Raw genomic sequence first — 22,025 nt, forward strand, 5'->3', positions numbered from 1 at the left:
TGCCCTCTTTAATTTTTAGCTTATTGTAACTTCTTGCTCTGTTGACTTTTTCGAATTCTGTAGATCAGCAATATGGTGTTATAAGGCTAAAATCCTTATCAAATAAATAATATATAATTCCGCCTAAAAGAAAAAGATAAGCTCCAAAATATCCTCAGAAAGAACACTCTAGACCTTATCTATTCTAGTAAAGATAATTAATGTTGATTGGGAATGACCGGTACCAAAAGGAAAGAATCATACTTTCCGCCGACGTACACGGAATGATTTCCTTTATTCACTGTCTGTCTATGCCCATACCCTCTTGAAGCTGCCGGGTTGTCATCGATGATGATATCGCTACCTTGGATGACCAGCACCAGACTTTCCCCGCTCTTAAGGAATATGCTTGAAGGCAATATTTCAATTTCTACCGGCACAATCTCATCTTTATTAAGTTTTAGTAATCTTTTGTGCTTAAGTACAGGTTGATAAGGAGTCGATTTCACAGAATCCAGCTCTCTATGGGAAACCCGCAACCATCCGCTAGATACCTGACCTTGTTCAAGATGGTTAAAGTCGGGCAAGAATACTTCATTACCACGTCGATCGTACTTCTTAACCCCAACAAAAATATCCATATCATCCGTATCGTCTGCGGAGACCCAGAGTTTAAGCTTCATATTGCCAGTCAGCTCTATATCCTTGTCGGTGGTGAAAGTAAACCTTAAGTCCCTGTTTTCCGTCTGACCGAACTCGGCATTATAGGTGAGTCTGGTTTCGTTCCGAACAGGTTCTTGCTGTAAGGACATTTCTACTCCATTCAGATAATATTCGGAATAGCTGGTTTGGGGGAGTGGCCATTCATTTGCAATACGAATGTGTCCCTTATAAAATTTCTCGCTGACCTCATAGCGTACACGAGGCGTATCCATCCAGTCATTCTCTATGCCCTTCAGAAAATAATCAAAAAATTCCTTCTGCTGTTCCAGTGATTCACGTAAATAGTAGGTTTCCCACTCCTTGCGGCCATGAACTAGTAGCCACTTGTCTTTGGATGAAGACTGTTTAAATCCTTCGAAGGTACCTCGGTTATGCAATCCTTGAGTAGACCAGCTCGCACATACCAACATGGGCACCTTGATGTCAGACAAGGTAACCGCTCTTTCTTCCCAGTATTCATCGAGCAACGGATGTTCTTTTTGCGCCGCTACCATCTCTTCTATATTGTTATTTGGCCACCGGGTATGTTGCAACTTCTCAAATTCAGATGAGAACACCGTTTCAGGTATTCCGCCGTGAAAGTACCATTCCCGGTACAAATCAGAAGTCCCTTCCCATGGGATGATCGCCTTCAGATGAGGAGGATTCAAAGCGGCCACCCGCCATTGAGTCATGGCCAGATAGGACACTCCATTTAGCCCCACATTGCCATCGCTCCACTCCTGAACGCCCGCCCATTCGATAACTTCATAATAATCTTGTGTTTCCGTCTTCGTCCATGGATAGAGGTCACCTTCTGAATTCGAACTACCCCGCGTGGCAATTTTAATCAATATATAATCATTGGGAACCCAAAAACCGGGATCAGGTGACTCAAATGGCGCAAAAAGTGATGTGACGATTGTCCCTACCGTCGGCCAGACTTGACGAAATGTTTCATAAGGAGGTAAGCCATCTTTATTATAAGGATCCATGCTCATGACCACCGGGAACTTCCCCGGCTTGTCCGGGCGGAAAATATTGACGTATATAGTGACCCCATCCCGCATTTGAATAGGAACGTCTTTCTCCATGATTACCTCTTGATTTCCATAATGTGCAGTTGTCATGACTATTTTGTTCAGACCTGGTTTTGTGTCATTAGGATGTGTCGGTTTCAGATCAGGACGGCCCAAAAATTTGTTCATTGAGAATACATCCTTCCATACAAATTTTTTTATTGTAAATTCTTTTAACTTATTATCAGTATTCCCGCCTTTGAGTATAATACGATTTAATTAAATCCATTTCTAATGTCGCATTTAAAGGACAACCTGTTGTTTAACTATTACATTTCAAAGTATAAAATAGGATTAGCTTCTGTTCAATAATCAAAAACGGACAATGTGTTGGTAATGGAACAGCTTTAATCACAGTGTTGGATAAAAATAAGGAGGGATTGAGTTGCGGAATATGAAGGCTGATTTACGTGTAATTCGCACAAAGGAATCGATTCGGCAAGCACTAGTGGAATTGATAAATGAAAAAGGTTTTAAAGCAATTACAGTTAAAGACATAACCATGAAGGCGAACATTAACAGAGGTACATTTTATGCTCACTATCAAGACAAATTTGATCTCATGACCAAATGCGAAGAGGACGTTATGCTTGATCTCTCCCAACTTACAAAAGAAAGCTATCCAAGTGTTATTTCCGCACTTGAGACTGACTCAAACACGGTAATGCCCTTTACTTTTACTATTTCATTATTTGAATATTTACATAAAAATAGCGGATTTATGAAAGCAGTTTTAGGTCCTAAAGGGGATTTATCTTTTCAAACTAAATTGAAAGATTTGATGTGGGAAACCCTCTATGGAAATAATCCGAATGCTTTTTTAAAGGAAGAAGATTTCCTAATTCCCGGACAATATTTAGCTGCTTATATGGGAACTGCAATAATAGGCGTATTTCAACAATGGCTGGAAAGTGGCACAAAAGAGTCTCCTCTTGAAATGGCACGAATCTTAACGACCCTTTCGGTGAATGGTCCATTCTTTGCAGCTGGTTTAAAAAAATAAAATCTTATCCTTAATAAAAGATTACAAAAAGGAGCATTTTATGGAAAATATTTTTAGACAACAAAAAGAATTGGCCAAGCTTATACAAAAGTATTCTGTCCAAGATGGAGTACACGAAACACTCATTCCAGCTTTATATATTATTCAAATGTCGAGAATGGCTGAACCTTCTCACCGGATTTTCAAACCGTGTTTTTGTGTCATCGCTCAAGGGCTAAAAGAAGTATATCTTGCGCACGAACGTTTTGAGTATGGCCTAACAGACTACCTCATTGCTTCTATGGATCTCCCTGTTATGGGGAAAATTATTAAAGCTACACCTGAATTGCCCTATTTGAGCATAAAACTAGAATTTACGCATTCACAGATTTTAGAGATCCTAAATGAGTCAAATTTAATGATCGAACCCAAAGATCAAGCAAACCGCGCCTTGTTTGTGGGTCAGATGGAACCTTTTCTTATGAATGCAACACTTCGATTGGTCAAATTACTCGACAGACCGGATGATATTCCGTTTCTTGCTCCCTTGATTACAAAAGAGGTCCTATATGCACTTCTTAAAAGTCCATATGGCGTCACTTTAAGACAAATAGCCATAGAAGGCAGCAATAATTACCGAATCATGGAAACGCTTGAACATATAACTCGATATTTCAATCATCCCCTTCGAATTGAAGAACTTGCCGAAACTGCCAATATGAGCATCCCTTCGTTTCATCGCAACTTCAAACAGGTGACCGGCATGAGTCCCATCCAATTTCAAAAACAACTCCGATTGCAAGAAGCTCGTCGGTTATTACTTTCGGAATCCGCGGAAGCCTCAGAGGCTGCCTTTCATGTCGGTTATGAGAGCGCCTCCCAGTTCAGTCGGGAATATTCCCGTTTGTTCGGTGCTCCTCCCAAATCGGACATCAAACGTATCAAGGAAATTTACGATACATCGAAGAATATAGCTTTCTCTGCTGATTAACGGAGAATACCCATTGATATGATTAGGCAATCATTTAATACAATTGTGTTAACGATTGTATTAAATGTCGGCGCATAATAAGTAAGGAAGCGGATTTCAACCTCGAAATTATTATAGCTACAGACCAACTAATCTAGAAAGGAACATGTAGAATGCAATCGATTACTTTAAATAATGGGGTTAACATGCCGATCCTTGGCTTCGGGGTTTATCAGATTCAAGATTTGAGTCAATGCGAACAAAGTGTGCTTGATGCGATTTCCACTGGCTATCGATTGATTGATACTGCTGCCTCCTACCTGAATGAAGAAGCTGTAGGTAGAGCAATTAAAAAAAGCGGTGTGCCGAGAGAAGAATTGTTTATCACAACTAAGCTCTGGGTTCAAGATACTGGCTTTGAGCGCACTAAAAAAGCATTTGAAGCTTCGCTGAGAAGACTTCAGCTTGACTATTTGGATTTGTATTTAATTCATCAGCCTTTTGGAGATGTCCACGGTTCATGGAGAGCCATGGAGGAACTGTACGGAGAAGGAAAAGTTAAAGCCATTGGAGTCAGCAACTTCCAAAGCGATCGTCTAATTGATCTCATTCTTCATAATCAAGTTACACCTGCTATTAATCAGGTCGAAACACATCCTTTCTGTCAGCAATTAGGAGCTGCCCAATTCATGAAGGATAATCAAGTTCTAATTGAAGCTTGGGGACCTTTTGCCGAAGGCAGAAATAACATGTTTGAAAATGAACTGCTAACATCGATTGCTAGGAAACATAATAAATCCGTTGCTCAGGTGGTTCTGCGTTGGTTAGTTCAAAGAGAAGTCGTTGTCATTCCGAAATCTGTTCGTAAAGAGAGAATGGAAGAGAACTTTACTATCTTTGACTTCAAATTAAGTGATGAAGACATGCTTGCAATCGCTACAATGGATACCAAAGAAAGTTTATTCTTTTCTCATCGTGATCCGGAAATGGTAAAAATGATCGGCAGTCGTAAACTGGACATCTAATCTCTATGTTCGTATACTCAACCCCTAACTACTTAAGAGACTATGCTTCATAATATTTTACCTAGGATACTAAAAAAAGCTGGCCTAATTAGCCTAGCTTTTTTTATACACTTTGAAATAACCAATATTAATGTTCTCATTTCAACTTTGAGCTTTTCCGTTTCTTCAACGCCTAAGTTCTATTCAAGTCTATGACTCTACAAAGGCTTGAAATTATTTATAATTAAACGAATTCATTAATTTCATAATGAGTCCAAGCTGAATTCTATTATTTTAATACACTATTCCGAATCTATTAGTTTTATTAGAGGAGGAATAGGTTATGAATTTACATGAACAATGTAAGTTTCACCCACACGCAGAAAATGAGCTTATCATCAAATTCAAAGAAGGCACACCGCAGGAGATTAAAGACGCTCTGCACAAAAAAACAAGATCCTCAGTTATAGAATCCTCTCATGAATTAGGTTTTCACCGAATTACTTCACATCAAACCATGCGCAGCATGCTTAAGCAATATTCAGAAAGTGAACACATTGAAATTGCCGAACCGAATCACGTATATAAAGCATTCTACACTCCAAACGACCCTTACTTCGCAAATTATCAATATGGTCCTCAAAGAGTTCTCGCCCCTAGCGCGTGGAACATTACACAAAGTTCCTCGACTATTAAGATAGCTGTTGTAGATACAGGAGTTCAACCAAATCACCCTGAACTTGCAGGAAAATTATTGCCCGGATACAACTATGTGGATGGAAATACCAATACGGCTGATGGGAACGGACACGGAACACATGTGGCCGGTATCGCAGCTGCTTCCACAAATAACGGCGTGGGGATTGCTGGCATGGCTCCACTAGCTTCTATTATTCCTATTCGTTCGCTAGATAACAATGGAAGTGGACTCACTTCGAGCGTAGCTAATGGAATCGTGTATGCTGCTAATAACGGTGCAAATGTTGTTAACTTAAGTCTCGGATCTCCAGCGAACGATTCATTTCTTCAAGCCGCTGTACAGTATGCCTGGGACCGGGGTGCCGTCGTTATCGCAGCTGCTGGCAATGATAATTCTTCTACTCCCGTGTATCCCGCCTTTCTTTCGGGTGTTGTATCCGTTGCATCAACGAATGCTTCTGATGTTAAATCATCTTTCTCTAACTACGGATATTGGGTGGATGTTGCTGCTCCAGGAGATCAAATCTTATCGACTTACTTGACTAGCTCTTACGCTTATTTAAGCGGAACTTCCATGTCCACTCCACATGTATCTGGATTGGCTGCGCTACTTGCATCTCAAGGCAGAACTAACACCAATGTAAGAGATTGCATTATGTATACCTGTGATGCGATACCAGGAACAGGAACCTACTGGACACAGGGCCGAATCAATGCACTTCTGGCTGTCCAACAACCCGTGTAGCTTCTAAGTGTTATTTCCAAAATTCTGATCCATTAATTTTATTGAACATTCATTAGCTCTTGTTATTATCTGTTCTGGGCAGGATCAATAAGCAAACAACAAATAGCCACCTTATTTATAGGTGGCTCTCTTTGAGAAACGCTACTAAATAGATTAAATTCTACTTAGTACAATTGCAATTATCTCTAGCAAAATGAATTAGAGCCCTAGTTCAGCTATTTTGGACATATATTCATCATAACTCAATTCTCCCAAGGCAAGCTTCGTGTTTTGAATATATATATATTCATTTTTGGATAGTGTTCGGATTGATCTTTTTTCTATCCACTCCTCTTCTCCATCCAGTCTATCTAATACATGTTGCTGTTTTGAGAATGCCTCATAGTATCTAAGTCCAAATCTTCTTAGTGATAGAGCATCCAAATGAATACCGTCTGGGTTGGCTGTTAAATCTGTTGATGATACATAATAGCAGTTGTGTTCAGTGTGAGCGACTTGGGATAAAATACGATTGATTTCCTTGAACTGCACAGCATGTTTACCCCATCCACGCTTTCCTAGGTAAGAACCTAATTCCCCAATCATGATTGGGAGATCCGGTCTATTGAATACATTTCTAAGATGTCTACATAATAAGATCAATTTATTTTCATACGTCTTGTAACGATCTCCGTAACTATCACTTTCCCCTTGATGCCACAGAATGCCAATCAGTTCACTTGTCTCCCTAGCAAAGCTAACCTCAGATATCGCGTGCCTGACAAGTACTCCCTCGATGTCCCATTCATCTATAGAACTTCCTCCTTCTGCACACGGAATGAGGCCTATGGATTCACCGGGATGATCTTCTGTCCAAGCTTGAGCAAAAGATGCCGCGGGCCCAATACCTGCAATTTGACGATCTGAATGAAGGGGTTCAGCCATCATTTGCCACCGACCATTACGTAACATATGAATATGTTCATTATAGATAGGTTCAACATCCGCTATGAACCCTCTTCCAGCCATATTAGATTGTCCAATTAGCAATATAGACTTCATGGCACATCCTCCTTAATATACAATTTTCTTAATTTTTCCTCATACAGGCACTTTTTTTCTAATTTTTAGTTCTAATCCCCCAGTCTAATTATACTAAAAATTACGAAATTCGAGGGATATTCAATCTCCTCAACTTCCTAAATAATGAGGGTAGAGTATCAAATATTCAGACATCATCATTATAAAACTATGGAGGGAGTGTCCAAGCATGCTATATGCCATTAGTCGTAGAACCTTTTTTATTATTCTCTTCCTTACGCTCGTCTCTAGTATCACAGTCGGTGTTAGTTATGCCGCCTCAACTACCGATACACCCGCAATTGAATGGTCGCGCCAATACGGCATGGATGAGCAGTTTGTAAGGGGAAGTAACATTGCCTCGTCATCAGATGGAGGTTATATCGTGACCGGAAATTTCAGCATTACATCGGAAAGAATTTACATACTGAAATTGAATGCAGCGGGCAAAATCCAATGGGAACAAAAAATGCAGCAGGATAAAGACAAATTCACTTCAGCAGATTCAACTATGCAGACCAAAGACGGTGGATTTTTAGTGATTGGAAGTAGCCAGAGCGGATACGGAAAGCACAATATTTTGCTGATCAAACTTACTGCTCAAGGTGCGATAGAATGGGAAAAAGAATACGACCCTGGCTTTAGTGCCTACTCCTTGGCCTCAGCTGAGACTAAAGATGGAGGTTTCGTGATTACAGGACAAAGCTTTGGTGGTGAGAACGGTCAGTTTGCTTTTGTATTTAAAGCAGATGCCGAGGGAAAGCAAGTGTGGATCAAGAAGCTTAAATATAGCGATGAGCAGCACTATGCGGATATCATAGCTACACCGGATGGCGGATCCATCGCTGTAGGCGGGCAATATGACTATTATTTCAACGATCCGAACAAAGGAGCTTTGATCACCAAACTAAATGCGAATGGAGATGAGCTTTGGACCACACGGTTGACTACACCAAACTCCCTACGCGAAGCCTCTTCTATTGTCCCTTCCCGGGAAGGCGGATATGTCGTCTATAGCAAATCGTCTAGGGATGATCAATTTTTAACCCAGATTGATGCAGACGGAAATATCCTAGGGGAAAAAAAGCTTGATATCACTCCAGAAAGTGAATATTACAAAAAGATCTATCCCACTGATGAGGGATATGCGCTTCTCTCAGAATATATTGAATATTCTAATGTCCAAGCATCCAGAAGATACGAATTATTAAAAGTAGACCCTACCGGGAAAACCTTGAACAAGACCCATTTCACAGTCAAGGGATTTAATGAAATGACAGCGTTCACCACTTCAAAGGATGGCGGGATTGTGTTATTAGGTGGAGTAAAGGGTACGGATGAAGCACGCTTTATTCAGGTCACCAAACTCGCTGGACCTAACAGCCAGCCGGGAGAACGAACTGTGGAATTGATTAGTTTTGAGGGAACAGAAAAGTCGATAACTGTGGGAGAACATACGCCTGCAATCATTTCCGCAACTTATTCGGATGGAACCAAAGAAGTGGTCAAAGACTCCATTTCCCTCACCTCAGATGACAATAGTATAGCTGCAGTAGATGCCAACAATTTTATTACCGGAATTAAGCCAGGCAATACTACGATCTATGCGGACTTTAAAGGCCAGCAGGCTAAATTAGATATACAAGTCACTACAAATCCTAATCTTGGGGATGCCGAATTCTGGTCCTACCAATATGGCAAAGACCTCTATTATTTCCGAGAACGAAGTATCCTCTCTACATCAGATGGAGGGTATATCCTGACAGCGGATACGAAAGATTCAATGTATTCAAATACCAAAGCCTCTATTATTAAACTGAATGCACAAGGTAATTTAGAATGGCAGCAAAAAATTCAGCATGGCTTTGCTGAATACACGGAGCCCATCAAAGCCATTGAGGCTAGAGATGGAAGCTTTGTAATCAGTGGGGTGACAACCGTTGAAGATGAAAGAACCCGTAATCTGATATACCTAGCAAAATTAACAGCACAAGGTCATCTGGAATGGGAAAAAGCATTTGATGGTGGAGGACATAAATCGGGAGATTCGCTAGATGAGACAACCGACGGTGGATTTGTGGTCACAGGAGCCACCCTATCCATTTCAGGAGCGGACCAAGCTTATGTACTTAAGACGGATGCGAATGGTCAACTATTGTGGCACAAAAAATTTCAGTTCGAGAGTGAAAGCAATCAGAACTACAATGATATCAAAGCCACCTCAGACGGGGGTGCAGTCGCTGTAGGTACGATCAAAAATTATATTGGAGATAACGAAAATGATAGAGCGATTGTCACCAAGCTGAGCCCTAGTGGCGATGAGGTATGGACCAAAAAATTTCTGCCCATTGGCCGCGAAGCTTACTCGGTAATTACAACCAAGCAGAACCAAATTCTTGTCGCAAGCAGAGGACCAAATAATATTAATTATTTAACTTTGCTTGACGCATCGGGTGAAGTCATCTGGGAAAAAACGTATGAGACGTTAGATGGCCAGTATTATTATAAAATTTTACCGAATGGTAAAGGTTATATATTATTTGGCAAGCAAAGCACGGGAAGTTATCCCAATACACAGACTAAATCCATTGCTTTGAAGCTTAATGGCAACGGAGAGATTACGGACAACATTTATTTTGCGGATACCCAGCTAGCTAATCTTGACGTAGCAACGGCTACGAATGATGGGAATTACGTACTTATGGGTCCTGTTAAAGTCAGTGGTGATAAATTCAGGCTGCAAGTGACCAAGACTGCTGGAAGCGATCAACCCCCAGCAGATCCTGTCGTGACTGACATCTTCATTCCTAATCCAAAAGCTAAGCTTGTTAGTGGCGAGCAAACGACTGTTTATATCAAAGCACGTTATTCCGATGGAACGGAAAAAGCATTGAAAAACTTTGTCTCCTTCTCTTCAGAAGATGAGAATATAGCCACTGTAGATTCCAAGGGTGTAATTACCGGTACCAAGCCAGGCAACACTATAATCCATGCTCTTTATCAGGGACATGAGGCTCAGCTTCAAGTTGAAGTGAGGGATGACACCGAGGGAACCTTCTATCTGGACTCTGAGGAATACTCTTTAACGGTAGGTACCTCAATAGATACAGTTGCTTATTTCAAAGATAAAGATGGTAACGTTCATAAAGTTACCAAAGGATCCATATTTACAAGTGAAAATGCAGCCGTAGTTGATTATGATAAGGATGGAGTAATTAACGGGGTGCGCGCTGGAATTACCCACATTACAGCGGAATATCACGGCAAAACTTATAAAGCTGAAGTACAGGTGGTTCGCGACTCTGTACCACAATGACGAACTATCTGAAAGAACATGCTTCCGCCCCCTACTGTTTTTCTAGAACATATTTTTTCTAGTCAACAAATTATAAAGAGCCTTACTACATAAATTGTAGTAAGGCTCTTACTATTAGAAGTGAAATTAAATTCAAATAGCTAAAAAATTAGCTTCAGCTATCTCATTTCAGTTTCCCTATAGATAGGTTTACACGGTAATTCCCGTACTTTAATAGTCGTTCTAGAAACATATCTAGTTCTTCATTGGATGCAAAATGGGTTTTTAATAAATAACAACCTTCTCCGCTTACACGATGTACTTCAGAAATAGCTTCATCTTGAAACAGACTCTGAAATCCTGAATGATTTGCTGTCTGCACGAACAATGTGATGAATGCAGTTACCACTTGTCCTAATTTAATTCGGTTGATGGCTATTGTATATTGTTCAATAATTCCTAAATCCTCTAATCTTCGAATTCGATTTCCAACGGCCTGCCCCGTTAAATGAATGCGTTGACCGAGTTCTTTCCATTGAATTCTGGAGTTTTGTCCTAATATTTTTAGGATCTCTATATCTGTCTGATCAATGATTGTAATTCATCCTTTCATGGCGAAAGCAGAACGTCCAAAAGTGTTACGCCAACTTATTCTGCTTCTTCTTCCGATTCCCTATACTTAATCTATCCTCTTCCACACCACTTATAGCATAGAGGAAATACATCAAGATTAACAGGAGGTTAAAGAAATGTTATTACAAGAAATTTTAGAGTACAATGAACAATTTGTACAAGACAAGCAGTATCTGCCTAACGAAGCTCCAAAAATGCCAAAAAAACGCATGGTTGTTGTTTCTTGTATGGATGCTCGTCTGATTGAGCTACTTCCCAAAGCTTTGGATATACACGATGGGGATGCAAAAGTGATCCGAAATGCAGGGGGTAAAATTGCCTCTCCTTTCGATAGCGTGATGCAAAGTGTTGTAGCTTCCGTGTATGATCTAAATGCAGATGAAATCTTTCTTATTGGGCATGAAAGATGCGGTGCAAGTCAGACGAATCCAAAAGGAACCATTCAAAAGATGTTAGACCGTGGAGTGACTACACCAGAAATTTTATCCGCAATTGAATATGCCGGTGTTGACCTTGAGAAATGGTTATTTGGATTTCATGATGTCCAAAATTCAACACAAGCTAATGTTAACTTAGTAAGAAATCATCCACTCATTCCAAAAGATGTTCCTGTACATGGTCTAGTAATTGATCCTCACACAGGTAAATTGGATTTGATCGTTGATGGATATAAAGCTCTACATGACATGCAACAGTAAATATATACTTTTAAACGAAGGGAAGTTATACAATATGAACAGACAAGAAGCTACGCAACAAATTATGGATGCAAAAATTGCAAAGGGTCTAACTTGGGAAGAAATTGCAAAGGTAAGTGAGAACTCGGAGACTTGGGTCGTAACCGCATTGCTTGGACAAGCAACCATGACACGTCCAGAAGCAGACAAAATCGCTGAATTATTAGAGTTAGATGAAGAAGTAGCTCAAGCCTTAACTGTGGTTCCCCTTCGAGGTGAGATCATGAAAATGCCTCCAACGGACCCCATCTTGTATCGTCTCTATGAAATGATGTTGCAATATGCACCTACCATTAGAGAATTGATTTTGGAAAAAGCGGGCGAAGGTGTGATGAGTGCAATTAACTTCAACCTAGGTGTAGACACCCAAGAGGATCCTAAAGGTGGAGACCCTCGTATCGTGATTACACTGAACGGAAAATTCTTGCCTTTCCGTACGTGGTAAAATACTTGAATAACAATATTGAATTGGTTTGAGATTTAAACCTACGTCTACAATATATAAGTCCATCCTTTTTAATCTATTGATAAAATGGATGGATTTTTACTATAGATTCTTTTGCGCGAGGGAGATGATTCTGATTAACAAGTATATAGATAATAGTGTTAGTATTTTACAGTGGTTTGTGTTTCTTTTAGCTAATGCTTTAGCATTACCTATAATTATAGGAGGCATATTCCAGCTATCACCAGCAGAAATATCCGCATTAATGCAACGAACCTTTTTAGTTGTTGGGGTAAGTTCATGTCTACAAGCATGGCTAGGGCATCGCTATCCGATTGCAGATGGTCCAGCAGGTTCCTGGGTAAGTATATTTGTCATCTTGGGACAAGTGGGTATGCATCAAGGACAGCGTGCAGCAGATGTTCTTCAAATTTTAGAAGGAGGTCTCCTTGTTGCAGGTCTTCTACTCTTCTTTCTTGGTGTCACAGGTCTGGTGCATCGAATACTACGTATATTTACACCATTGGTTACGGGTACGTTTCTTCTAATTTTGGCTCTTCAACTGAGCGGTGTATTTCTTAAAGGAATGATGGGCTTACAAGGGGCAGTCTCTCGTCCGAATTACATAACAGCTACGATTGCTTTCTTTGTATTTGCTATGATTACCGTCCTATCCATTAAGGGAAAAGGGTGGGTGAAAAGCTATGCGGTATTACTCGGAATCTTATGTGGATGGATTCTATATGCTGTATTTGGGGATCTATCTCATCGATCTTCCAGTACATCCTTAGTTCAATTACCAGAGCTATTTGCTTGGGGTACACCTAAGTTTGATCTGGGTATGACTTTAACGGCAATTTTATTTACATTTCTATTAGTTGCAAATACAATATCTGCTATCTCAGCAGTACAGCAAGTAGCTCCATTATCTCAAGAAAGTGAGAAAAAAGTTCTAACTCGTAGTATATGGATTGGAGGCATATCCCATATGATTTCATCCATATTTTCTACCATTGGCGTTGTTCCCTTACCTGCATCCGCAGGATTCATTCGACTAACGGGACAGAAAAAAGTAAAGTCATTCCTTATAGCAGGCCTTATATTAGCAGGAATTTCGCTGATTCCCTCCATCGTTAATTTTATCTCCTTAATCCCTGGTCCTATCGCCAATGCTGCACTTTTAGCCGCATTTGTTCAGATGATAGGAATTTCATTTCAGACCCTGCTGCGTGAATCATTAGATCAACGTCGATTAACGATATTAGGTATTGGATTGTTGCTCGGCATAGGCATTATGTTTCTTCCAGAGATTGCTTTTAACGGTATCCCTGCCTCATTACAATATGTATTAAGCAATGGCCTTCTCGTAGGGACATTAATTGTCATTATGCTGGAGCAGCTCTGGAAAGAATGAGTATTTCTTCTCTACGTAAACATTGTTTATTTAATTAGCCTTATGAAATAATTCTATTTTAGTCTAGTTTTATTGGAGGTTTGTTATGGATATCATCGCTACGGCTAGTGCGGGACTATTTATATTTTTCTTAGTTTCATCCATAAAATATATGCAAAAGTCAAACCTGCTCTTTTTTACTTTTTTGGCTATTGCATCTTTCTTTGCAAGTGTGACCCTATCTAAAATTTTGCCTTATCTTATGAGATTGTAGAAAAAGCTTCCTCATTTCTTGAAATTTGTGGCGTTATAGATGACTGATATATCTAAAATATTATCATTTTAGTGTTCTGTTATTAAAAAAGAGAGTCCCTATCCTAAGGATAAGAACTCTCTTTGTCTACTTCAGCTTATTTCCAATCCGCAATACGGTCAATTGGAAGACGTGTTGTCATACGTGCCTCTTTGGCAGCTATACCTACCGAGATGAGCATAACCGGTACGTAGCGTTCCTTATCCATGCCGAAGGCTTCCGCTATTCTAGATTTGTCATAACCACCAATCGGATTCGTATCATATCCATGAGCACGAGCAGCAAGCATAAGCTGCATGGACACTAGTCCACTATCGATAACAATCATTTCGCGGAAGACTTGTGGTGACATCCGTCCGAAGAGATCCGTATAGTTAGCCATAACTTGTTCTTTTATTTCTTGAGGTAAAAATCCTTTGTCCACAGCATTGCTCATAATTTCATCCGCATTCTCAAACGCGTTCATATCACCAAAAACGGCAATCACAGCAGATGAAGTTGTAACTTGGGGCTTGTTACCTGGTGCAAGTTCTTCAAGTTTAGATTTACCCTCAGGGCTTTCAATTACAAGAAATCTCCAAGGCTGAAGGTTCACGGATGATGGAGCTAAAGTCGCTTCTTCCAGAATCTCAGTCATTTCCTCGCGGCTAATCTTAAAAGCAGGGTCGTAGACGCGCACAGAGCGCCGGGAAGAAATAATTTCTTTAAAATCATTGCTTTTGATATCGTTATTCATGTTGTTTCTCTCCTATTCTCTATCCTTATTGGGTCTTGCTCGTTTCTTTCATGTGTTGAATTTGGCCATTGAGTTTCCGTAGAGCTTGAACAAATCCAATTCGTTCGGATTCTGTAAGATCTGTCTGTAATTCTTCCAGAAATCGATCTTTCTCCGTTTTAAATATATCTAACTTTTTTTTGCCTTCTTCCGTTAGCTGAACTAATGTAATCCGGTTATCGGTCTCACATCTAGTTCGTAGAAGTAGTCCTTCCACTTCTAATTGCTGAACATGACGAGTTACCGCGGCTGGATCAATAGAGACGGCTTTCTGCAGATCTGATTGGCTAATTTGGCCACCCGTTAATTTGCAAAGAAGTTCTAACCGGTTAGGGCTAACCCCAGCGCATCGTTCAAAGTGGGTCGAAATATGCTTGTTTAGATGCATGAGCAGATACAAAAGATCATCCTTAGGACAAGTAGAGATAATGAAGACCTCCTTAATTGTTTGACCCGTCAATGTTTGATGGGTCAATGATAAATCTTTTTAAAATAAAAAGCAAGTCTTGAACACAAATTACCAATATGGCTACTTCAAGGATATGAATCAAAATTAAAATTTGAGTCTTGTATTGTAACCCAAAAACAGCCGTATCAATCAATTGGCTGTTTTTGTATTAAGCAATTTAATTATTCATTGGTTTACTAAGTAGGTTGTACGTATTATTGATTACATCTTAATTAGTATCTTAATATTCAAAGGTATACTCGCAATCAAATAAAATGTGCCTCACAAAGCTAAGGTGTTACCCTTGCTGAGCATTTCTTGCTTGGATGGCTTCTTCCGTTCGTGGAACAACAAAATCTATCCCAAAGTTGATTACATTCTCTTGCACTTCCTCAATGAAAGGACGAAAACGCTTATTATAATCTTGAAATGCTAGCTCAAAGTCTCCATTCGTAGTGTGAAAGGCATCAGCCAAGGCTGCTGCCCCGTCTATAGCTAGCGACCCACCCATGCCAGCTGCCGGAGAAGCACAGTATCCAGCATCACCCACTAAGGCTACTCTGCCCTTGGTCCAAGACTGCATCTTCATTTGGCACAGCTTATCAAAATAAAACGTGGTCGATTTCTTTACTTCTTCCAACAATTCCGGGGTACGCCAGCCTACTTCAGAGAACTGATCCATAATGATCTTACGCTGCTGTTCATCGCTTCGGTAGTCATAAGGGATCTCTTTTTCTGAAAAAAAGCAAAGCACGATATCCGTTTTATTGTTGTATGCATTCAACATAACTGCCTTACCCGGCTCATTGTACAACTGGGACGTGTTCTCTGGAATCAACAACTTATTTATAATCGTGATTGAGAAGTAATTTTTAAGAAAATGCGAAAATTGCGTCTCCTCACCGAAACAATATTTTCTTACGGCCGAATGTATACCATCACAACCGAATACCAGATCATATGAACGGCTCTGTCCCCCTTTGAAAGCTACATCGACACCGTCATTTTTTTGCTGAATAGATACTATATTTTCCCCGAAAAGAAACTCAACATCATCTTCAACAGCCTCGAACAGGATTGTAAGCAATACATCTCGTTCGATTTCGTATTCTTCCGCAAGCTGTTCACTGCCCCTTTGCATGGAATCCACTCTTACCGTGACATCGTCGGAATTTTTGTATTCCATTACTTCCATCTTAATTTGGTTGGATTGGATTTGCTTCAAAAGCCCCATACGACTCATGATGTCGACGGTATTCCCGCGAATATTTACAGGTGTGCCTCCTTTTTTGAGACCTTTGGCAATCTCAACAATGGTTACTTGATAACCCAATTTTTTCATCCAAAAAGCTGTTGAAAGACCGGCGAAACTTGCTCCGCTAATTAGAATATTCTTTTTCATATTTACGCCTCCATGTCCGTTATTTTTTTAATCTGTGAAATTATAATGTTGTTATATAGACTAAAATAGCTGTATGAACTGAATTTAAACAGCTTCGTAAGTCCAGTTATTGTTGTATATACAAAACAGAGTTCTTATCATCTGATAAGAACTCTGTTTTCTACTTATTTTGTTTAGGTATTAATTTTTTTTGATTCGGTAATAAGGGTAACGCTAAGGATCTCTTTCTTCTTTGTACTGATCCATGCAACAAATATGATGATTTTTTTTCATATTCTACCTCTCTTTACTGAACATAAATGAACTGTACAATCAATTTGAGTTATAATAGCTTTCATATTGCGTTGTTTAGCACAAGATTAAGGGGAAATTATGTGGTTTAAAATTTTAATTCTGCTGGGATGTTGGGGTTTCGGTTACTACTTGTTCAAATCAGGATGGATGTTTAACAAAGAAAAACAAAAAAAAGTCACAATATTAGACACAGCTTTCGATTTACCTTTTCTCCTATCTGATTCTTTTTTTGGACTACTAATAAGCTTAGTAGTGAACATGATTCTAGGATTTTTTATAAAACACTTTCCGTGGTGGATAAATAAAATCTTACTTTTTGTAACGTCTATATTGTCTTTCATTATAGGCATGGTTCCATTTGTTTCGTACAACTAATACAAAAAGACTATCTAAAGGTTCTGGATAGTCTTTTTGTAAGTTAATCTACTCCAACTAACATTTGGATTTGCTGAAATCCTACATAACCGTTCCTTCTATATCTTTATACTTGTTTTTTTGTGCCATATTCTTTAGATAGATCAGGGCACTTAAGAAGGATAGTGCAAATCCAACCGATACAAAAATATATAACATTTGAATACTTAGAGTATCCGCTACCTATAGCTAACATAACTCCAAGATGCCAACTCCTGTAAGACAAGCGGCTCATAAGAATGCTAATGAGAACGAATCCACTCAAATTCGCGCCGTTCATCCATCCCCACCATATTTCGCCTACATAATATGAAGCTAAATCTTTGCATATTTAAGTAGGATACATGTACCACCATAAAAAAAGAAAAGCATGATATATCAAGCTTTTCACCATTAGGTATGTGTGTATTTTATATTCAAGTACTTCATTTAAGGTGCATTAGCTAGTTCAATGTTGTTAACATCAAAAGTAATCTGAGAAATATGGTGCCTGTTGTTCAATAGCATCTTCTAATAAATCCAGTGTTTCCGGATTACACTTGATGCGACCAATCTTATGCAAATATTCTGGGCGCTTATAGCCTAGCAACATGGTTGTCAGGGTCTGAATACTTATGCTATCTTCACAACGACGACTATCACTTCGAATAACTCTGCCGCATCCGTTCGGTTCAATTTGTAATGTTATTGTTCCTTGATTCCAGGACAGCAGAGGATCATGCAAAGTGAATGTCCATTCTCTGTCCATCGTAGCAGGTTTGAACGGATATTTAGAAATAAACTGCTCAATATCGACAATCCGTGCCATGAAATAAGGTGAAATTGTCTCCTTAATGTCAGCATCTTCTAACAGAAATGCAAGCTGCTCATCGGTATGAATGTTACCTACTACTTTAGAGATCATGGAGAAATGCGCACTAATAAAATTCCAGAGCCCACTTCGCGCCTCTTCATGAATGAAAATCATATCTTTCACGTGAAATACTTCTTCTTCAATCCAATAGAGAATGTAGCCATCGGCTTGGCCTTCCTCATTATAGTAGACCGCTGCGGTCAGATCATCGGAATCCCACCTCCAATACTCACTCCACGCAAGATCTTTTCGAATCATAGCTCCATGGGTTTGCAGTGAGAAGCGTTCATAAGCCATCTTCACATCTGGGCTTTCAGGATCAACACGTGCTACATCACCAGGAACCGGTTTGTTTTTGGGTAATTGATAATCTTGAACTTCGAAAACAATTTTATCAGAAATAATCTCCCACCCTTTACGGCGATAGTATGGTATGGAGTAGGGATACAAGTAAGAAATGGATTGTTTTTTTTCACGCATATTGGTGAGAGCTTGCAGGAGTAATTTATTCATTAAGCCTTGACCCGAATACTCTGGAAAAGTACCCACACCTGTTACACCGCCCATAGCGTAGGTCTGGCTAAATATACGGACTTCAAAGGGGTACGTGGACACCTGTGAAATTAGTTTGTCTCCATCGAACCATCCAAGTACATCAGCTTGTTGTAAAACAGGTGATTTTTCATTCAGAATCTCGTTTTCTTTCCAGCCATGTTTGTGAAGATCATTGTTCGTAACTTGAAATACATAACGCAACAGTTGACTATATTGTTCAAGATGCGACAAATCTACTTTCTGCATTTTTAAATTTCTTTTGCGATGCATGTTCTGGGTATGCTCCCTTATTTTTAAATCGTATTATTCGCAAAAGACTCAAAAATAATTCTAAATGAATCTATGGAAATAACTAGAGCTCAATTTTCAAATTAAATTGTAGTAGGCAGATAAAAAAATACCTTCAATGTACCTCCCCGTCTTTCGACTTGGAAGTTCATTGAAGGTTCTCTAATAATAACTTCACATAGGAAGTCAAAAACAGCATGTACTTTCTTGAACTTATCTATTTATCTATGTAGCTAGATAAGTTCACGTATTCCTAGCATTCTGCAAATAATTCATCCATTGACATGAGCTATGCTCCATACCGCTCCAGCACCCGGTAAATAGCATCTGTACCGAACTCGACTGCTTCTACAGGTATTCGTTCATCCGCCGCATGAATATATTGGGTAAAAGCCATGTCCTTAGGGAGTTGCATAGGCAGAAATCCATAGGTCTGAATTCCGAGTCTTGCGAACCACCTTCCATCCGTTCCGCCAGGCAACAGCATGGGAATGGGGATGGCCTGCTGATCTGCTTCTTTTAATACTTCGGACAGCAAAGGGAACAACCCCATGTTAGGCACCGCATTACAGGATTCGTGGCGCAATACCTCCAGTTCGATCGACTCATCTACTACGAACTGCCGCAGTTCATCGATGAATTGCTGTACAGTTACACCGGGCAATGTTCGTCCATCTAAATCCACCGTGATTTCGCTAGGATGAACGTTAATTTTCTCACCGCCGCGAAGGACCGTTGCGCTGATTGTATTTCGTAAAAGTGGGGTGAAAGTCTCCCCCTTTTCTCCTAGCAACTTCAAGATAAGACCGCTCAGAGGAGGACGCAGCAATCCTTTAAGTAAGAGCTTGGGGAGTATAGGTAGCGCATCAGCCATGCCGTCAATCATGAGCTTGGTGGCTGGAGTTACACGTATCGGTAGATTTGTTCTGCTGAGCGATTGAAGTAAATCTCCCAATTGCGCCATACAGTCAACACCTGATGTACTCAGGGAACCATGCCCTCCTCCACCTCGAATCGTAGCTTTCAGCCAGCATAGTTGTTTCTCTGCTACCATAATGGGATAAAAGGTTCTGCCGAGCGTATGAAATGAGAACCCGCCGAATTCACCGAGTGCGTACTTCACACCCGAAAAATAATCCGCATAGTGCTCTACCAGAAAAGAAGCTCCGTATTCGCCTCCGGCTTCCTCATCACTCACAATGGCTAGAATCACATCACCTCGAACGGGCAATCTATTCCTATGCGCACGAATAAAGGATGATATGAGCATGGCTACCCCACCCTTCATATCTAGAGCGCCTCTTCCCCAAATGAACCCATCCTTCATCACACCACCGAATGGATCGCAGCTCCAAGCTTGCTTGTCTACCCCCACAACATCGATATGCCCGTATAACAAGAGCGGTGCTTCGTCTGAATTCCCTTTTAATCTAGCAAGCAAATTGGGACGAGCAGGATCAAGCGCACAGATCTGCGCCTCTATACCTGCATCCTCAAGCAACTGTCGGATATACATAATGCAGGCGGCTTCTTCGCCTGGAGGATTGGTTGTAATGAAGCGGATCAATGCTTGTAAAATTTCTGCTGGAGACGGCGTTTCTGGCAAATGCTTCATTTGGCTAATTCCCATTTCTTATCAATCAGCTTCATATTCTGTTCTCCACTCCTACCCATGCTCTTTCCATTAGACTGTAACCAAGAACGAAGGGTTTGAAGTGTTCACGAGCTCCTGTATTCCGAACTCTTCTTTTAATCTTAAAAGACGTCGCTTCTGTTCTTCAATACTTGCTCCTTTGGTTCGAAATACCGATTCTAGCATCGCTAATGCCTGCTGAACATGCTTTTCCTCCAACGAATCTCCGGTCTCGTTCATGCGTTCTATTAACTGCTGAACCCCACGATAAGGCATAACTACGCCTTGTTCGTACTCGGCCACATTCCAATTTCGGTTACGAACACATGTCGCAATAGCTAGACAGCGATGAAGTATATCTATAGAATACGGGGAATTATGTTTAATTACGGCGGCCCGCTTCGTCTCATCTTCTAGATGCTCAAAAGTAAACACCCGCAATGCTTCAGCTGGTGCAAGACCTGTTAATACACGACCGGGGCCTAGCTCCACAGCATCATTAGCACCAAGTTGTCTTTGATAAGCTAGAACAGCAGGCCAATTAACGGGCTCCGTCAATCCTCTGGCTAACCGATCTGCGATTTCTGTTGAATCGTGGTAAGGCACACCCGTTAATGCGGATACTACTGGAAATTTCATTTCTTTAAATGTAATGGAACTTAGCAATTCAGCGAACTCAGATGCCGCGGGCTCCATTAGCGGACTATGAAATGCCGCACTTACAAGCAAAGGAATTAACACAGCTCCTTGAGCGGTAAGCTTGGCAGAGGCCAGATGCACGGCTTGTGTATGTCCTGAAATCACCGTTTGTAGGTCAGAATTAATATTGGATACTACAACGATATATCCTTGTTCTGCCTGCTCTGCACGAATCTCCGAGCATGTTCTAGCAACAATATCGGGATGAAGACCTTTTACTGCTGCCATAGTACCTGCTCCACCAGCAGCGGCTTCTTGCATCAACTCCCCGCGCCGGCGAACAAGCCTCAACGCATCGGGGAATGTAATTGAACCTGCGCAGGTAAGTGCTGTAATCTCACCCAGACTATGCCCGGCTGCCATCGTTGGAGTATATCCCCATTCCTCGCTGTAAATGCGGTACATAGCTATACTTAGGGCTAGAATAGCTGGCTGAGCATTGTCTGTACGCGTCAGTTCGGGTAGCGGACCATGATACATTAGGTTATCCAGGCGCATGCCGAGCACTTCGCTTGCTTCGTCCATCGTATCGTTCACAACTGAATATCGTTCACTTAGGGATCTGCCCATTCCGATATGCTGGGAGCCCTGACCTGGCAACCAAATGGCGTGTTTGTTCAACATTATTC

At 40.5% G+C, this 22,025-nt stretch carries 17 protein-coding genes; 8 read left to right on the forward strand and 9 right to left on the reverse strand.

What is annotated here, in order from left to right; translation table 11 throughout:
* Window positions 1-197: 197 nt before the first annotated feature.
* Window positions 198-1,889, reverse strand: a complete 1,692-nt coding sequence (locus J2Z69_RS05105; RefSeq protein ID WP_209859741.1) for a CocE/NonD family hydrolase — start codon at window positions 1,887-1,889, stop codon at window positions 198-200.
* Window positions 1,890-2,145: 256 nt separating this feature from the next.
* Between J2Z69_RS05105 and J2Z69_RS05110 the strand changes: the two genes are divergently transcribed.
* The 4 genes from J2Z69_RS05110 (at window position 2,146) to J2Z69_RS05125 (ending at window position 6,160) form a co-directional block, all read left to right on the forward strand.
* Complete coding sequence (locus tag J2Z69_RS05110; protein ID WP_245338952.1) at window positions 2,146-2,763, forward strand: TetR/AcrR family transcriptional regulator; 618 nt, start codon at window positions 2,146-2,148, stop codon at window positions 2,761-2,763.
* Between the two features lie 40 nt (window positions 2,764-2,803).
* On the forward strand, window positions 2,804-3,733 hold the full coding sequence (locus J2Z69_RS05115) for an AraC family transcriptional regulator (protein WP_209859742.1): 930 nt from the start codon (window positions 2,804-2,806) through the stop codon (window positions 3,731-3,733).
* Window positions 3,734-3,885: 152 nt separating this feature from the next.
* Window positions 3,886-4,737, forward strand: a complete 852-nt coding sequence (locus J2Z69_RS05120) for an aldo/keto reductase (protein ID WP_209859743.1) — start codon at window positions 3,886-3,888, stop codon at window positions 4,735-4,737.
* A gap of 322 nt (window positions 4,738-5,059) precedes the next feature.
* The gene (locus J2Z69_RS05125) at window positions 5,060-6,160 is read left to right on the forward strand and encodes a S8 family peptidase (protein WP_209859744.1); all 1,101 of its coding nucleotides are present in this window, start codon (window positions 5,060-5,062) and stop codon (window positions 6,158-6,160) included.
* A 198-nt stretch (window positions 6,161-6,358) separates the two neighbouring features.
* Here J2Z69_RS05125 and J2Z69_RS05130 read toward each other — a convergent pair whose 3' ends face one another.
* The gene (locus tag J2Z69_RS05130; protein ID WP_209859745.1) at window positions 6,359-7,201 is read right to left on the reverse strand and encodes a sialate O-acetylesterase; all 843 of its coding nucleotides are present in this window, start codon (window positions 7,199-7,201) and stop codon (window positions 6,359-6,361) included.
* Between the two features lie 208 nt (window positions 7,202-7,409).
* Here J2Z69_RS05130 and J2Z69_RS05135 point away from each other — a divergent pair, with 208 nt between their 5' ends.
* The gene (locus tag J2Z69_RS05135) at window positions 7,410-10,535 is read left to right on the forward strand and encodes a hypothetical protein (protein ID WP_209859747.1); all 3,126 of its coding nucleotides are present in this window, start codon (window positions 7,410-7,412) and stop codon (window positions 10,533-10,535) included.
* A 163-nt stretch (window positions 10,536-10,698) separates the two neighbouring features.
* Here the strand turns inward: J2Z69_RS05135 and J2Z69_RS05140 are convergent, their stop codons facing one another.
* Window positions 10,699-11,115, reverse strand: a complete 417-nt coding sequence (locus tag J2Z69_RS05140) for an Lrp/AsnC family transcriptional regulator (protein WP_342591562.1) — start codon at window positions 11,113-11,115, stop codon at window positions 10,699-10,701.
* A 148-nt stretch (window positions 11,116-11,263) separates the two neighbouring features.
* On the opposite strand from J2Z69_RS05140, the gene J2Z69_RS05145 reads away from it, so the two are divergent.
* The 3 genes from J2Z69_RS05145 (at window position 11,264) to J2Z69_RS05155 (ending at window position 13,743) form a co-directional block, all read left to right on the forward strand.
* A complete protein-coding gene (locus tag J2Z69_RS05145; RefSeq protein WP_209859749.1) occupies window positions 11,264-11,845 on the forward strand; it encodes a beta-class carbonic anhydrase in 582 nt (193 codons plus the stop codon).
* Window positions 11,846-11,879: 34 nt separating this feature from the next.
* Complete coding sequence (gene cynS, locus J2Z69_RS05150) at window positions 11,880-12,329, forward strand: cyanase (RefSeq protein ID WP_209859751.1); 450 nt, start codon at window positions 11,880-11,882, stop codon at window positions 12,327-12,329.
* A 133-nt stretch (window positions 12,330-12,462) separates the two neighbouring features.
* Window positions 12,463-13,743, forward strand: coding sequence for a purine/pyrimidine permease (locus J2Z69_RS05155; RefSeq protein ID WP_209860519.1), 1,281 nt, complete (start codon window positions 12,463-12,465; stop codon window positions 13,741-13,743).
* Window positions 13,744-14,132: 389 nt separating this feature from the next.
* Here J2Z69_RS05155 and J2Z69_RS05160 read toward each other — a convergent pair whose 3' ends face one another.
* The 6 genes from J2Z69_RS05160 to fabD form a co-directional block, all read right to left on the reverse strand.
* Complete coding sequence (locus J2Z69_RS05160; protein WP_209859753.1) at window positions 14,133-14,771, reverse strand: nitroreductase family protein; 639 nt, start codon at window positions 14,769-14,771, stop codon at window positions 14,133-14,135.
* A gap of 25 nt (window positions 14,772-14,796) precedes the next feature.
* A complete protein-coding gene (locus tag J2Z69_RS05165; RefSeq protein ID WP_245338953.1) occupies window positions 14,797-15,285 on the reverse strand; it encodes a MarR family winged helix-turn-helix transcriptional regulator in 489 nt (162 codons plus the stop codon).
* A 271-nt stretch (window positions 15,286-15,556) separates the two neighbouring features.
* Window positions 15,557-16,660, reverse strand: a complete 1,104-nt coding sequence (locus tag J2Z69_RS05170; RefSeq protein WP_209859755.1) for an FAD-dependent monooxygenase — start codon at window positions 16,658-16,660, stop codon at window positions 15,557-15,559.
* 1,171 nt (window positions 16,661-17,831) lie between these two features.
* Window positions 17,832-19,046, reverse strand: coding sequence for a GNAT family N-acetyltransferase (locus J2Z69_RS05175; RefSeq protein WP_209859757.1), 1,215 nt, complete (start codon window positions 19,044-19,046; stop codon window positions 17,832-17,834).
* Between the two features lie 307 nt (window positions 19,047-19,353).
* A complete protein-coding gene (locus J2Z69_RS05180; protein ID WP_209859759.1) occupies window positions 19,354-20,694 on the reverse strand; it encodes a M20/M25/M40 family metallo-hydrolase in 1,341 nt (446 codons plus the stop codon).
* Window positions 20,695-20,748: 54 nt separating this feature from the next.
* Complete coding sequence (gene fabD, locus J2Z69_RS05185) at window positions 20,749-22,020, reverse strand: ACP S-malonyltransferase (protein WP_209859762.1); 1,272 nt, start codon at window positions 22,018-22,020, stop codon at window positions 20,749-20,751.
* Between the last annotated feature and the right edge of the window lie 5 nt (window positions 22,021-22,025).

Source organism: Paenibacillus shirakamiensis (assembly GCF_017874255.1).
In the GTDB taxonomy this organism is placed as follows: domain Bacteria; phylum Bacillota; class Bacilli; order Paenibacillales; family Paenibacillaceae; genus Fontibacillus; species Fontibacillus shirakamiensis.

What these genes read in the sequence shown, in the direction of transcription:
- J2Z69_RS05105 (WP_209859741.1), bottom strand. Translation starts at nt 1,889, where the DNA reads ATGAACAAATTTTTGGGCCGTCCTGATCTGAAACCGACACATCCTAAT.
- J2Z69_RS05115 (WP_209859742.1), top strand. Translation starts at nt 2,804, where the DNA reads ATGGAAAATATTTTTAGACAACAAAAAGAATTGGCCAAGCTTATACAA.
- J2Z69_RS05120 (WP_209859743.1), top strand. Translation starts at nt 3,886, where the DNA reads ATGCAATCGATTACTTTAAATAATGGGGTTAACATGCCGATCCTTGGC.
- J2Z69_RS05125 (WP_209859744.1), top strand. Translation starts at nt 5,060, where the DNA reads ATGAATTTACATGAACAATGTAAGTTTCACCCACACGCAGAAAATGAG.
- J2Z69_RS05130 (WP_209859745.1), bottom strand. Translation starts at nt 7,201, where the DNA reads ATGAAGTCTATATTGCTAATTGGACAATCTAATATGGCTGGAAGAGGG.
- J2Z69_RS05135 (WP_209859747.1), top strand. Translation starts at nt 7,410, where the DNA reads ATGCTATATGCCATTAGTCGTAGAACCTTTTTTATTATTCTCTTCCTT.
- J2Z69_RS05145 (WP_209859749.1), top strand. Translation starts at nt 11,264, where the DNA reads ATGTTATTACAAGAAATTTTAGAGTACAATGAACAATTTGTACAAGAC.
- cynS (WP_209859751.1), top strand. Translation starts at nt 11,880, where the DNA reads ATGAACAGACAAGAAGCTACGCAACAAATTATGGATGCAAAAATTGCA.
- J2Z69_RS05160 (WP_209859753.1), bottom strand. Translation starts at nt 14,771, where the DNA reads ATGAATAACGATATCAAAAGCAATGATTTTAAAGAAATTATTTCTTCC.
- J2Z69_RS05170 (WP_209859755.1), bottom strand. Translation starts at nt 16,660, where the DNA reads ATGAAAAAGAATATTCTAATTAGCGGAGCAAGTTTCGCCGGTCTTTCA.
- J2Z69_RS05175 (WP_209859757.1), bottom strand. Translation starts at nt 19,046, where the DNA reads ATGCATCGCAAAAGAAATTTAAAAATGCAGAAAGTAGATTTGTCGCAT.
- J2Z69_RS05180 (WP_209859759.1), bottom strand. Translation starts at nt 20,694, where the DNA reads ATGGGAATTAGCCAAATGAAGCATTTGCCAGAAACGCCGTCTCCAGCA.
- fabD (WP_209859762.1), bottom strand. Translation starts at nt 22,020, where the DNA reads ATGTTGAACAAACACGCCATTTGGTTGCCAGGTCAGGGCTCCCAGCAT.